This window comes from Cytophaga sp. FL35 (assembly GCF_014349235.1).
Classification (GTDB): domain Bacteria; phylum Bacteroidota; class Bacteroidia; order Flavobacteriales; family Flavobacteriaceae; genus Euzebyella.
In genome coordinates this window covers 79756-94002 of the sequence record NZ_JACSOH010000013.1, presented here as the reverse complement: position 1 = coordinate 94002, position 14247 = coordinate 79756, and the positions used below count along the sequence as shown (strand labels likewise).

Here is a 14247-nt window from a genome sequence, read left to right as displayed (position 1 = left end):
GGTCGTTGGAATATATCATTACTTATCACTGCGAAAATAGCTACAAGAATCCGGTTTCTGGTGCACATTGGCAGTTTTTAGTCATTCCTTTGGAAGATGACACCCAAAAAATTGAATCAATTAATTTTGAAAATTCCTTATTGGAAAAAGGGGAATATTCCATCAATGGCTTTGGGTTTAAAACATTAAGGTTCAAAACTTCCAAAACATTTTCTAAAGTCACCTTTACCGTTCAGCTAAAATTATGGAAAGAGAATATCAATCCATTTAATTTTACTCCGGAGACCGATCCAACGGGCAGCTTTGACATACTTGATAGACTGGACTTTAAAACAAACCACCAAACTTTTTTAAAATCGAGCAAGCTTACTACCCTTGTCAATCAAGAAAAGTTCTCCTATACCTTCAGCAAAGACCTATCTATCTTTCAAAATCTGCAAAACTTAAATAATTTTCTTTTTGAGCATCTAACATTTGAAACAAACCAGACAGCAGTTAATACCACTTTGGAAGAAGTAATTACCAAACAAAAAGGAGTTTGCCAAGACTTTGCCCATTTATTCTGTGCCATGGGCAGGGAAAATGGTGTACCCACTAGGTATGTATCCGGTTATCTGCATCAAGGAAATGGCTATTTTAGAGATTCACAAATGCATGCATGGGTAGAAAGCTTTATTCCAACCATAGGCTGGATAGGATTTGACCCTTGTAATGGGATATTGGCGGCCACAGACTATATTAAGGTGGCCCATGGACGGGATTATAATGACTGCCCGCCTATTAAGGGTGTACTTTTTACTTCTGGAGAAAATGTAACCAGTTATAAGGTACAGGTAGAGAGTGCTCAACAATAGCCCCCCTATTTTTGAAATTTCAAACTTTTTGATAAATATCCTGCATGCTAAAAAAGTATGCTATTTTTGCTGAAAATTTTAATTGATGATAGTAACTACAGACCTTTTTAAAGGGCTTCAAGATCGCCTTGGTGCGTTAAGGAGGTATCTTTGACGTTGATGCCAAACTTATAGAAATAGAAAATGAGCAAGAAAAGACCCTTGCTCCAGACTTTTGGGACAATCCGCAGGAGGCTCAGGCACACATGAAATTTATCCAATCCAAAAAACAATGGGTAGATGATTTTAATGTGGCTAAAACCCTGGTGGGGGATTTAGAGGTTTTATTGGACTTTTTTCAAGAGGGTGATGTGTCTGAGGAGGAAGTACAGGCACAGTATGAAAAAGCGGTAGACCACCTTGAGACTTTAGAGTTCAAGAACATGTTGTCCGAAGAAGGCGATGAACTACCGGCGGTCCTACAAATTACTGCCGGAGCCGGTGGTACGGAAAGCTGTGATTGGGCTTCAATGCTTATGCGCATGTACATGATGTGGGCAGAAAAAAGCGGTTTCAAGGTAAAAGAACTGAACTATCAAGAGGGTGATGTAGCCGGCATTAAAACGGTTACCTTACAGATAGATGGTGACTTTGCATTCGGATGGCTTAAAGGGGAAAATGGGGTTCACCGTTTGGTGCGGATTTCACCATTTGATAGTAACGCAAAGAGACATACCTCCTTTGCCTCCGTTTATGTCTATCCCTTGGTTGATGATACCATTGAAATTGAAGTTAACCCTGCAGACATTACTATTACTACCGCTAGGTCTAGTGGAGCGGGAGGCCAAAATGTAAACAAGGTAGAGACCAAGGTACAATTGGTTCACCATCCTACCGGTATACAAATTTCATGTTCAGATAGTAGAAGTCAGCATGACAATAGAGCTACCGCCATGAAAATGCTCAAGTCTCAATTATATGAAATTGAGTTGAGAAAGAAAATGGAGGCTAGAAATGAAATTGAGTCCTCAAAAATGAAAATTGAATGGGGGTCTCAGATTCGGAATTACGTGATGCACCCCTATAAATTGGTAAAGGACGTTAGAACCGCACAAGAAACCGGAAATGTAGATGCGGTAATGGATGGCGATATAGATGCATTTTTAAAGGCTTATTTAATGATGATGGGCCAAAAAGAGGAAGAATAAAAAAATTAAATAATGATAAAAATTTATCATAATCCCCGATGTAAAAAATCAAGGGATGGTCTAGGAGTTGTTGAAAACTCAGGAGAAGAATTTGAAGTGGTTAAATATTTGGAAAATGTACCTACCAAAGAAGAACTACGGCAAATTTTGGGGTGCTTGGCCATCACTCCGGAAATGTTGGTTCGTAAAAACGAATCTGTCTGGAAAGAGAAGTATAAGGGCAAATTACTTTCAGATGAAGATATCCTTGATGCCATGATCGAGCATCCCAAGCTTATTGAAAGACCTATAATTATAAAAGGTGACCAAGCGGTTATTGGCAGACCTACGGAGAGGATCCAAGAAATTCTAAAAAAATAAGCAGCTTATTTAGAGTCAATTTTTAAGAAAAACGGAAGCATTCTTAAAAATTTTGCACCTTAAATTATTGGTACATTTGTTGTTATGTTCCTTTAACAAAGGTTTAACCAAATTAGATTAAACCTTATTTTAGTTATTTAATCCTATAAACCGATATAGTCATGAAGAACTTTATCAAAATTACCCTTACGTTCATTTTTTTAGTAGTGTTTGGATTGGAAATTCAGGCCCAGTATGGTTACGGTTATGGAAGCGGATATGGCTATGGATATGGTAGGCAACGCAATGCTATTCCTCAAGTAGAGCATACCCCAAAAGAACCGGAACCCAAAACGGCAGAACAAATTGTTGATGGCGAAATGCCCAATATTACAGAAGCCTTGGATTTAAATGAGTTCGAGTCTGCGGTATTGAGTTCCATTTTGAAGAAATACGTTCAAAAACGTATAGAAATGCAAATTTTGGAGCTAACACCGGAGCAAATGCGTGAAGGTATGGAAAAAATTACCAAAGCGCAAGATGAAGAACTTAAGGCCGGTCTTCCATTGGAGAAGTACGAAGCTTTTGTAGAGATGCAGAAGAAAGGAATTCAAAAAACACGAAAAGAAAAGAAACGGGAGAAAAAACGAAAAGACAAAAAAACCAAAACCTAAAAATCAAAAATGAAAAAACTGTTCCTGATCGTCTTTGTATTACTCTCTTTTAAAAATTACGCTCAACGCCCCCAAAGACCTCCAGGACAAGGCAGAGAGCCCATCACAATCTCAGGAACGGTTTTGGACCAAGAAACGGGTCAACCTTTGGAATATGCCACCTTGGTACTCCAGAGCATACAGGATCCCACAAAAGTTAGTGGCGGTATTACGGATATGGAAGGTAAGTTCTCCGTAGAAACCCCTCCTGGCAGGTATAATGCATCCATAGAATACATAGGTTACAAAACCTACAAAATTAATCAAACCACCTTCAACGAATCCGTTAATCTTGGAACGCTATCACTGTCCATAGCGGCTTCGGAATTAGAAGGTGTAGAGGTCGTAGGCGAAAAAACTACCGTTGAAGTTAGGCTAGATAAGAGAATTTACAATATTGGTAAAGACATTACCACTAGCGGCGCTACCATTAGCGATGCTTTGAATAATGTTCCGTCCGTAAATGTTGATGTAGAAGGAGCTATTAGTTTGAGAGGTAACGAAAACGTTAGAATTCTTATTAATGGTAAACCATCAGCTTTAGCAGGTTTTGGATCAACGGATGCTCTGCAACAATTACCTGCTGATGCTATTGAAAAAGTGGAAGTAATCACGAGTCCTTCCGCGCGATATGATGCCGAGGGAACGGCCGGTATTTTAAACATCGTCCTTAAAAAGGAAAAAACACTGGGGTTTAACGGTTCTATAAATTCCTACGTTGGCCACCCTACAAGTGCGGGCGTTACGGGCAATGTTAATTTGAGAACGGACAAATTCAATATTTTTAATACTACTGGTTATCGTTACAGGGATTCGCCCGGAACTGCCTTTTTTGACAATACCTATACTTCAGGTAGTTTTGACCGGGTAATAGAAGATAGAGAGTATAATAGACTTGGTAAGTCATTTAACACCAATCTTGGTTTTGAATATTTTCTAAACGAACAATCATCAGTTACTGCCAGTATTTTTTATCGCAACTCTCAGGATGAAGACGAAACCGAAAATACCAACGAACGCTTCACTTCCGGTAGTCTAAGCAGCAACACATTTAGGGAAGAGTTGGAGGATGAAGATGACGAGAGTTATCAGGTATCGCTTAATTATGTAAATAATTTTGATGATGACGGTCATAAGCTGACAGCAGATTTTCAGTATTCCAATTCAGATGAAATAAAAAACACCAATATTGAAGAACGTGAAACCATCCCTTCTACAAACTTATTGGCGTTAGAAGAAGTCCTTGAAAATGAAATTGAAAACGAATATCTTTTTCAGGCAGATTATGTCTTACCATTGGGCGATTCGCAATTTGAAGCCGGTTATCGTGGAACCTTGGAAGAAAGTATAACCGATTATAGGTTGGATACTTTGAATCAATCCACTGGCCAAATGGTCATCAATGAAGCCTTGACCAACAAATTTACTTATGATGAAAATGTACATGCACTTTATACCCAATATGGGAATAAGTTTGGCGACTTTTCCTTTTTATTAGGACTTCGCCTAGAAAGTACACAGCTAAAAGGCCAAATTGAATCAGATTATGACACAAGTCAATTAGAAGAAGACCTTGGAGAAGAGGTAGAGTTAAATTTTGACAAAAAATATTTAGGACTATTCCCTACGGTTAATCTTATTTATGAATTGGACGAGGAAGGCATGCAAAGTATATCGTTGGGTTATAATAGACGGATAAATAGACCAAGAGGATTTTTTATCAACCCCTTCCCATCTCGTTCTAGTAGAACGAATATCTTTCAAGGTAACCCAGATTTAAATCCCGCTTTCTCAAATACTTTCGACTTAGGTTATTTAAAAAGATGGGACAAGTTAACGCTAACGTCATCAATCTACTATCAAAGGGAAACCGATAGTTTTGAACGCGTGCAACAAGAAACGGGTCAGACTACAACGGACGGAATAGATATCATTAGAACCATACCCATAAACCTTTCTACAGAAAACAGGTATGGAGCAGAGGCTGGAATTCTGTATAACCCAGCTAAATGGTTACGCCTAAACAGCAGCTTCAACATATTTAAATTTGACAAGCAGGGAATATATGATGGAATCGATTATAGCGCTGACAACACCAGTTGGTTTGCTCGGTTCAGCTCAAAAGTAACCTTACCAAAGAAAATAGAATGGCAAACAAATGCCTTTTATAGGGGGCCAAGTGAAAATTCCCAAACTGAAAGCGAAGGTCTTTTTAGAATTGACCTAGCCTTTAGCAAGGACATTCTTAAGGACAATGGAACTATTTCTCTTAATGTTAACGACTTGCTGAATTCCTTTAAACGCCAATCCTATACAGAAACAGAATTTTTCACCTCTCGTAGTGAGTTTCAATGGAGGCAACGCTCTGTAAGGCTATCCTTTATTTATAGGTTCAATCAGCCAAAAGAACGTAATGGACGTGGAAGAGGTAATGGTAATGATGGTGGGGATGATGACGAAATGGAGGGTTAAGAAAATAGTAGAACTAAAAAAGGGGGAAGTTTTAAACTTCCCCCTTTCTTATTTATCGTTATAAACACAAACCTTATTTTGCGCTTCTTTGTGCCTTTTTCTTTTCCCTTCTTTCTTTAAGCAATTCCATTATATTACCACCTAACCAATAAGGTACAACAAACGTTAATAAAAATATCATTAACCAAAATCCTATGGTCAAGATGGTTAAAAAAGCTATAAATCCGAGGTACTGATCAAATTCCATTTAATTCATTTTGATGCACAAAGATACTTGAGAATGGATGAAAATTGCAAACGGAAAAGAAAAAAAATATCAAAACTTGGAAAAAACAAAATTTTACCTGTCTAAAATGGAAATGATAAGCCTATATCCTACCTTTGTTAATGACCCATTTACAATTAAATAGCACATTATAATGAGTTTTAGAATAGAAAAGGATACCATGGGCGAGGTAAAAGTACCTGCCGACAAATATTGGGGCGCACAAACAGAGCGCTCCAGAAACAACTTTAAAATAGGAGCTCCTGCCTCCATGCCGTTAGAAGTGGTCTACGGCTTTGCATATCTAAAAAAGGCTGCCGCTTATACCAATAACGAGCTTAACGTACTTTCAAAGGAAAAAAGGGATTTGATCGCTCAAGTTTGTGATGAAATTTTAGAGGGTAAGCATGATGACCAATTTCCATTGGTTATTTGGCAAACGGGTTCAGGTACCCAAAGTAACATGAATGTAAATGAAGTCATTGCCAATAGGGCCCATGAAATTGCCGGAAAAAAAATTGGTGAAGGTGAAAAGACCATTCAGCCAAATGATGATGTAAACAAATCTCAATCTTCCAATGACACCTTCCCTACCGGAATGCATATTGCCGCCTACAAAAAAATTGTAGAGACAACGATTCCCGGGGTAGAACAACTAAAAAATACTTTGGCACAAAAAGCCAAGGATTTTAAGGATGTGGTAAAAATTGGACGTACCCACTTAATGGATGCCACTCCCTTAACCCTTGGACAAGAATTTTCAGGGTATGTTTCCCAATTGGAGCACGGACTTAAGGCCCTAAAGAACACACTGCCCCATCTAAGTGAATTAGCATTGGGAGGGACAGCTGTAGGTACGGGATTGAACACTCCTCAAGGTTACGATGTTCTCGTAGCTAAATACATTGCAGAATTTACCGGTTTACCATTTATTACCGCGGAGAATAAATTTGAAGCCTTAGCTGCACATGATGCCATTGTAGAAAGTCATGGAGCGCTAAAACAACTAGCCGTTTCCTTGAACAAAATTGCCAATGACATTCGAATGATGGCTTCCGGACCTCGCTCGGGTATTGGGGAAATTATAATTCCTGCCAACGAACCAGGTAGTTCCATTATGCCGGGAAAAGTGAACCCGACCCAATGTGAGGCCATAACCATGGTATGCGCCCAAGTACTTGGAAATGATGTTGCCATTTCTGTTGGTGGTACCCAGGGCCACTATGAACTAAACGTTTTTAAGCCCGTAATGGCCGCCAACATTTTACAGTCCGCACAGCTCATAGGGGATGCTTGTGTGAGTTTTGATGAAAACTGCGCCTCCGGCATTGAGCCCAACCACCAAGTAATCAAACAATTGCTAAACAATTCCCTTATGCTGGTAACAGCATTGAACACCAAAATTGGTTACTATAAGGCTGCCGAAATTGCGAATACCGCTCATGCCAACGGCACCACTTTAAAAGAAGAGGCCATTAATCTTGGTTATGTAACGGCAGAAGAATATGATGAATGGGTAAAACCCGAAGATATGGTGGGTAGCTTGAAATAGAAAATAACATCCATCTTTGTAAAAAGAAAAAGGGACAATCCGCAATGGTTGTCCCTTTTTATTATGTAATGGATAGTGTTTCTTATTTAAGGGTAAACTTAGAAGTACCCAATAATTTTAATCTGTCATCATACACATTCACCATATAATTTCCTTCTTGGAAATCTCCTGCTGGCTTATTGATATAATCACATACATCCAAAGCCTTATTCTCGTAATAGAAGCTAGTTCCTTTGCTATAGGTTATAGAAGCACCCTCATCATTGGATTTAGAATAGCTTTCACCTAAAGTATTGCCCTGTGGGTCCAGTACTTCAATAAAGAATTCCCTGTCACCGGCTTCGGCAATAACATTGTCCGCAACGGTAAAGCAGATTTTGAACTGATCGGTCCTTTTGGCCCTGGAGGTGGAAACCAGTTTTCCACTGTTTCGCTCCCTGACCGCATCCACATTAAACTTTGAAAGATTTAAAGCAGAACCCTTTTCAACAACATCTGCCAATTGCGTATTTTGTACAACCAATGAATCATTGAACATGGTCTGTTTTTCCAATTCAGTGTACGTACTATCCCTTTGCATAGCTATTAAAGTATTGCTTTTGGTAAGGGAGTCCACTTGTTTTAAAAGCTGCTCTCTTTCCTGCTTAAGAACACCCACCTGTCTTCTGTAGCGGGACAAAGTAGAGATATCCGCTTTCATACTTTTAACGGAATCAATGTACTTTGCAATATTGTCCCTTGCAGTTACCAATTCCTCATTGGTGGCATTGCTTTCCAAAATTGCTTTGTCATACTCAGATTTAAGACTGTTAAGGTCCTCAACTACCAATTGTTTTTCTTGCATCAAGGAAGCTTCATTCTTCTTCTTCTCTTGGTAAAGACTAACCGTATAGATGATAACGCCTAACAAGACCACACCTAAAAGGCCTGCCAGCACTTTCAATCCGTTGTTACTTTTTGTTTCAGTCATAACGTTTAAATTAATTTCTTTTTGATTCTGATTTGTTTGTATCGATGTTATATACGTTAAGATTTAATATTTAGATTTTTTAGTTGAAAAAAATGAAAGTTTAATCGTATAGATATCTCAGCAAAACAATCGGTCTGGTGCAGATACACAAAACAGCACCCTCTTAAGTATCTGGCGGTTCAATTATCTCGCCTACCTCCCCCAAAAAAAACGGTAAATTACTAGTTATGAATGTAATGCATCAAATTTTATGCTTTTATGATCCATTACCTTTAAACAAGTATGTACTTTTGAAATTCAGACAGATTAGAGATATCTTAAACCTATACTTTATACGTCACTTAAAATATGAAATTATGAAAGCAAACTACATTTCTCTTTTACTATTAAGTATCATTCTATTTAGTTGTAAAGAAGCGAAAAAAACTGAAAACCTTAAGGCTGATACATCTCAGGAACTGGCTGTGAGCTCAAAGGAGGAAACACTTGAAAAGGAATTGAATATCATTCCCATAGAACATGCTACAGCAGTTTTGGAATGGGGCAATACAACCATTTATATAGACCCGGTTGGTGGTGCAAAGGCATTTGAAGGTCAAAAAAAACCTGATCTTATCCTTGTAACCGATATACATGGAGACCATTTGAATGTTGAAACATTGGAAGCACTGGATACTGAAAACGCAAAAATTATAATGCCCAAGGCCGCGGCGGATAAAATGCCGGAAATATTTACCCCACAAATAGACGTACTCAATAATGGAGATACCAAAGACAGGTTTGGAATTAGTATAAAGGCTATACCTATGTACAATCTGCGGGAAGAAGCCAAAAAGTTTCATGAAAAAGGACGTGGGAACGGATATGTTCTTAGCATGGGTGAAAAGCGGGTATATATCTCCGGAGATACAGAAGATATTCCTGAAATGCGAACACTACAAGATATTGATATTGCCTTTGTGTGTATGAATCTGCCTTACACCATGACCCCAGAAAGTGCCGCTGATGGTGTACTTGCATTTGCTCCAAAAAAGGTGTACCCCTACCACTATAGAGGAAATCCAGATGTAAGCGATGTTTCCAAATTTAAGGCCTTAGTGAACAAAGGAAATTCTGAAATTGAAGTGGTACAATTAGATTGGTACCCTAACGAAGCGTATTAAAAATAAAAAGCCGGGCATGCCCGGCTTTTAGTTATCTGATAAGTTTCTTGTACTTGATTCGTTTTGGCATAATGTCACCGCCCAATCTCTTCTTTTTGTTCTCTTCATAATCGGAAAAAGAACCTTCAAAGAAATATACTTGGGAGTCACCTTCAAATGCCAAAATATGGGTACATATTCTATCTAGGAACCATCTGTCGTGAGATATTACTACGGCACAGCCCGCAAAGTTTTCCAAACCTTCTTCAAGCGCCCTCAAGGTATTTACGTCCAAATCATTAGTGGGCTCATCCAAAAGCAACACATTTCCCTCTTCCTTTAGAGTCATGGCCAAGTGCAGTCTGTTTCTTTCCCCTCCGGAAAGCATGTTTACCTTCTTGTTCTGCTCACTACCTGAAAAGTTAAACCTACTTAAATAAGCCCTAGAATTAACCTGTCTACCCCCCATCATAACCAACTCCTGTTCATCACTGAAGTTCTGCCAAATGGTTTTTTCCGGATCAATATTACTATGGCTTTGATCTACGTAAGCTATTTTAGCAGTGTCACCTACCGTAAAACTACCTTTGTCCGGTTGCTCCTCACCCATAATCATTCTAAAAATAGTAGTCTTTCCGGCACCATTAGGACCAATTACCCCAACTATTCCTGCTTGAGGAAGCTTAAAGTTTAAATCTTCATATAGCAACTTATCACCATAAGCCTTGCTTACTCCTTCCGCTTCCAAAACATTGGTTCCTAAACGGGGTCCATTGGGAATATAGATTTCAAGTTTTTCATCCAGTTGTTTTTGGTCCTGGCTCATCAACTTGTCATAATTTTTTAGACGTGCCTTTTGCTTGGTCTGTCTACCTTTAGGTCCTTGACGTACCCATTCAAGCTCACGCTCCAAAGTTTTTTGTCTTTTTGAAGCACTCTTGCTTTCCTGCTCCAGTCTTTTGGCCTTTTGATCCAACCAGCTGGAATAGTTTCCTTTCCACGGAATACCTTCACCTCGGTCCAATTCTAGAATCCAACCAGCTACATTATCCAAGAAATAACGGTCGTGCGTTACTGCGATAACAGTTCCCTTGTACTGGGCCAAATGATGCTCTAACCAGTGTACAGACTCTGCATCCAAATGGTTGGTAGGTTCGTCCAACAACAAAATTTCAGGTTCTTGTAATAGCAAACGGCACAACGCCACCCTTCTTCTTTCCCCTCCGGACAGAACACCTATTTTTTTGTCCGCCTCTGGAGTACGCAATGCATCCATTGCTATTTCTAACTTGGTATCAAGCTCCCAAGCGTTGGAAGCATCAATTTTATCCTGAAGTTCCGCTTGCTTGTCCATGAGTTTCTGCATCTTGTCCGCATCCTCATAGACTTCGGGCAAACCGAACATGTCATTGATTTTATTATACTCGTCCAAAACAGCCACCGTTTCGGCCACACCCTCCTTTACCACCTCAAGAACAGTCTTTTCCTCGTCCAATTGCGGCTCCTGCTCCAAATAACCTACTTTGTAACCCGGAGAGAAAACCACATCGCCCTGGTAATTTTTATCTACCCCGGCTATAATTTTCAATAATGTAGATTTACCCGATCCGTTAAGACCTAGAATACCAATTTTAGCTCCATAAAAAAAACTTAAATAGATATTCTTAAGCACCGGGGTATTGGCGTTCTTATAGGTTTTGGTAACCCCGGACATTGAAAAGATTACTTTCTTATCGTCTGACATTGAAGCGATTATTATTTATTAAATTATGATTGATTTTATATTCAGCAAGGCTATACTCTACCCTTAAGTGCGTTAAACACCCAAGCAATAGCAAAAAAACCGATCCCGACCGAGGCAAAGCCCCAACCGGCCACTTCATCATATCTAAAAGCGCCAAGAGCGATCAAAGCCACTCCTACAACAATCATAATAAAGGTGGCCCAAGCCAGAACGGTGTTCTTATTCATTCCCATAAATTTTTGGTTTCGATTAAAGGTAACTGCAAATATCGTAATTTTTACAGTAAAACCTCATTCCCAAAGGATTTTGAGGGTCTTTCTATTCCCCAGGAAAACTGATGCCCGTTATTTTACGAACTTCATTTAGAAGATTGGCCAAGTCCAGACTATTATCTAGACTCCAATTTGAACTTTCTAATTTTCCTGAGTTTAGACAATGGTGTACTTCTTCAATTTCGTGGGAATACCCAATTCCCTTTGTTGGAAAGTCTATTTCTTCCAGCTCTCCATTCAATTCTACCGAATACCCTTGTGTCTCATGCCATCTTTCATGCAAATAGGCAGACCCTTTACTGCCAGCAATTTCGGCTCTCATTGATATTTTAGACCGTAGTCCGCTACTCAAAACGGCCTGTGCATAAGGGTAGTCGAATATCATGGCCGTCTGCGCCTCTACCCCAGTACTATGAAATTTGGACGTAGCCATAATCGTTTCAGGCTTGCCCAGGATGAGATATGCTAAAAAAATAGGATAAATACCTATGTCCAGTAAGGAGCCTCCCGCTAAATCCGGGTTTAACAATCTGTGCTTTGGATCCCTGTCCAAGGCATAAAAACCAAAATCGGCATTCAAATAGGCAATTTTACCCAAATCACCCTTTTCAATCATTTCCTTTACTTTGAGAATAGACGGATTAAAGCGGCTCCAAAGCGCCTCCATGAGAAAAACCTTGTTTTTCCTTGCCGCTTCAATCATTTGCTCCACTTCCCGTAAGTTGATACCCATTGGCTTCTCACATAGAACATGCTTTCCCTTCTCCATTGCGGCAATTGAAAGCTCGCAGTGCGAGGTATGCGGTGTTGCCACGTAAAGTACATCTACCTCATCACTTTCAAACATTTCTTCGTACGAACCAAAACTGTGTTCTGCGCCATACTCCTTTGCAAATTCTTGGGCACGCTCCAAACTTCTAGAAGCCACTGCTGTAAGTTTTCCTCCTTCAACTAATTTTAGGTCCTTGGCAAAACTATGTGCAATTCTACCGGGACCAACAATACCCCATCTGATCATTTATTCCTTTTTAACGTTTATGGATTGGACCAAATGTAATGAATTTTACTCCGTATATTTAACCTGTAAAAAAGAATACACACCTATATGGACTTAAAATTCAATAAAAACGAGGACCATAATAAATTACTTCTTTCGACCTTAAAACGGAAAATATCCGCAGTAAAATTGGGCGGGGGAAAATCACGAATTGAAAAGCAGCATGCCCAAGGCAAAATGACTGCTAGGGAACGCATCGATTATTTATTGGATGATAAGAGTCATAGCATAGAAATAGGAGCTCTCGTGGGAGATGGCATGTACGAAGAGCACGGTGGATGCCCTTCGGGCGGAGTGGTTATTAAAATGGGATATGTTTCCGGCAAACAATGCCTGGTAGTGGCCAATGACGCTACCGTAAAAGCGGGTGCCTGGTTTCCCATTACCGGAAAGAAAAATCTTAGGGCCCAAGAAATTGCCATTGAAAACAGGTTGCCCATTATATATCTAGTAGACAGTGCCGGGGTTTATCTTCCTTTACAGGACGAAATATTTCCGGATAAAGAGCATTTTGGGCGAATTTTTAGAAATAATGCGATCATGAGCAGCATGGGAATTACCCAAATTGCTGCAGTAATGGGCAGCTGTGTTGCCGGGGGGGCATATTTACCCATTATGAGCGATGAAGCTCTCATTGTAGACCAGACCGGAAGTATTTTCTTGGCCGGAAGTTATTTGGTCAAAGCCGCCATTGGGGAAAATATAGACAATGAAACCCTTGGAGGGGCCACCACTCATTGCGAAATTAGCGGAGTTACCGATTATAAAGCAAAAAACGATGCCGATGCTCTTGATAAAATTAAGAGCATCATGGACAAAATGGGAGATTTTGATTCGGCAGGATACAACAGGAAAAAGCCCTTGAAACCAAAAGCAGATGAAAATGAACTATTTGGTCTTTTACCCGCCTCAAGAACGGACCAATATGATATGACAGAGATCATCAAAAGGTTGGTAGATGACTCGGAATTTGAAGAATACAAGGAAGGATACGGAAAAACTATTTTAACCGGTTATGCCCGTATAGACGGGTGGGCTGTAGGAATTGTGGCCAATCAACGCAAGGTTGTAAAGACCAAAAAGGGCGAAATGCAATTTGGGGGCGTTATTTATTCCGATTCTGCCGATAAAGCTACGCGTTTTATAGCCAATTGCAACCAGAAGAAAATACCTTTGGTTTTTCTACAAGACGTTACGGGGTTTATGGTCGGTAGCAAAAGTGAACACGGAGGCATCATAAAGGATGGTGCTAAAATGGTAAATGCGGTGAGCAATTCAGTTGTCCCAAAGTTTACCGTTGTAATTGGAAATAGTTACGGCGCAGGAAATTATGCCATGTGCGGTAAAGCTTATGACCCCAGACTTATTGTGGCGTGGCCTAGTGCAGAGCTTGCAGTTATGGGCGGAAATTCTGCCGCAAAGGTTTTGCTTCAGATTGAAAAGGCTTCTTTAAAAAAGAAGGGGGAAACCATAACCCCAGAAAAAGAAACCAAGCTTTTTAACAAAATAAAGGGTAGGTATGACAACCAAGTATCTCCCTACTACGCTGCTGCCAGATTATGGACTGATGCTATCATAAATCCACTGGAAACGAGAAAATGGATTTCTATGGGGATTGAAGCTGCCAACCATGCTCCCATTGAAAAGGACTTTAATTTAGGGGTGATACAAACTTAAAAT

13 protein-coding genes are annotated in these 14247 nt (G+C 39.6%); 8 read left to right on the top strand and 5 right to left on the bottom strand.

Annotated features, from left to right (window positions below):
* Positions 1-5: 5 nt before the first annotated feature.
* The 5 genes from BIZ36_RS12060 (at position 6) to BIZ36_RS12040 (ending at position 5565) form a co-directional block, all read left to right on the top strand.
* A complete protein-coding gene (locus BIZ36_RS12060; RefSeq protein ID WP_187458160.1) occupies positions 6-854 on the top strand; it encodes a transglutaminase-like domain-containing protein in 849 nt (282 codons plus the stop codon).
* An 88-nt stretch (positions 855-942) separates the two neighbouring features.
* A protein-coding gene (gene prfB / locus BIZ36_RS12055) for a peptide chain release factor 2 (protein WP_187458200.1) occupies positions 943-2041 on the top strand; the annotation gives its coding sequence in 2 pieces (ribosomal slippage) (positions 943-1005 and positions 1007-2041; 1098 coding nt in all).
* Between the two features lie 12 nt (positions 2042-2053).
* A complete protein-coding gene (arsC, locus tag BIZ36_RS12050) occupies positions 2054-2401 on the top strand; it encodes an arsenate reductase (glutaredoxin) (protein WP_187458159.1) in 348 nt (115 codons plus the stop codon).
* A 161-nt stretch (positions 2402-2562) separates the two neighbouring features.
* A complete protein-coding gene (locus BIZ36_RS12045) occupies positions 2563-3054 on the top strand; it encodes a hypothetical protein (RefSeq protein WP_187458158.1) in 492 nt (163 codons plus the stop codon).
* Between the two features lie 9 nt (positions 3055-3063).
* Positions 3064-5565 (top strand): TonB-dependent receptor, encoded by a 2502-nt coding sequence (locus BIZ36_RS12040; RefSeq protein ID WP_187458157.1) that lies wholly within the window; start codon positions 3064-3066, stop codon positions 5563-5565.
* Between the two features lie 73 nt (positions 5566-5638).
* On the opposite strand, the gene BIZ36_RS12035 is transcribed toward BIZ36_RS12040, so the two are convergent.
* Positions 5639-5812 (bottom strand): hypothetical protein, encoded by a 174-nt coding sequence (locus BIZ36_RS12035; protein ID WP_187458156.1) that lies wholly within the window; start codon positions 5810-5812, stop codon positions 5639-5641.
* A gap of 172 nt (positions 5813-5984) precedes the next feature.
* Here BIZ36_RS12035 and fumC point away from each other — a divergent pair, with 172 nt between their 5' ends.
* On the top strand, positions 5985-7382 hold the full coding sequence (fumC, locus tag BIZ36_RS12030; protein ID WP_187458155.1) for a class II fumarate hydratase: 1398 nt from the start codon (positions 5985-5987) through the stop codon (positions 7380-7382).
* Between the two features lie 82 nt (positions 7383-7464).
* On the opposite strand, the gene BIZ36_RS12025 is transcribed toward fumC, so the two are convergent.
* Complete coding sequence (locus BIZ36_RS12025) at positions 7465-8352, bottom strand: DUF8428 domain-containing protein (RefSeq protein WP_187458154.1); 888 nt, start codon at positions 8350-8352, stop codon at positions 7465-7467.
* A 356-nt stretch (positions 8353-8708) separates the two neighbouring features.
* Between BIZ36_RS12025 and BIZ36_RS12020 the strand changes: the two genes are divergently transcribed.
* Positions 8709-9515: an MBL fold metallo-hydrolase gene (locus BIZ36_RS12020; protein WP_187458153.1), complete on the top strand. Its 807-nt coding sequence runs from the start codon at positions 8709-8711 to the stop codon at positions 9513-9515.
* 31 nt (positions 9516-9546) lie between these two features.
* Here BIZ36_RS12020 and ettA read toward each other — a convergent pair whose 3' ends face one another.
* From ettA to BIZ36_RS12005, 3 genes are all read right to left on the bottom strand, one after another.
* Positions 9547-11238 (bottom strand): energy-dependent translational throttle protein EttA, encoded by a 1692-nt coding sequence (gene ettA, locus BIZ36_RS12015; RefSeq protein WP_187458152.1) that lies wholly within the window; start codon positions 11236-11238, stop codon positions 9547-9549.
* Positions 11239-11288: 50 nt separating this feature from the next.
* Positions 11289-11465 (bottom strand): CAL67264 family membrane protein, encoded by a 177-nt coding sequence (locus BIZ36_RS12010; RefSeq protein WP_222937368.1) that lies wholly within the window; start codon positions 11463-11465, stop codon positions 11289-11291.
* 91 nt (positions 11466-11556) lie between these two features.
* Positions 11557-12528, bottom strand: coding sequence for a Gfo/Idh/MocA family protein (locus BIZ36_RS12005; RefSeq protein ID WP_187458150.1), 972 nt, complete (start codon positions 12526-12528; stop codon positions 11557-11559).
* Between the two features lie 87 nt (positions 12529-12615).
* Between BIZ36_RS12005 and BIZ36_RS12000 the strand changes: the two genes are divergently transcribed.
* Positions 12616-14244 (top strand): acyl-CoA carboxylase subunit beta, encoded by a 1629-nt coding sequence (locus tag BIZ36_RS12000; RefSeq protein ID WP_187458149.1) that lies wholly within the window; start codon positions 12616-12618, stop codon positions 14242-14244.
* The last annotated feature ends 3 nt before the right edge of the window (positions 14245-14247 follow it).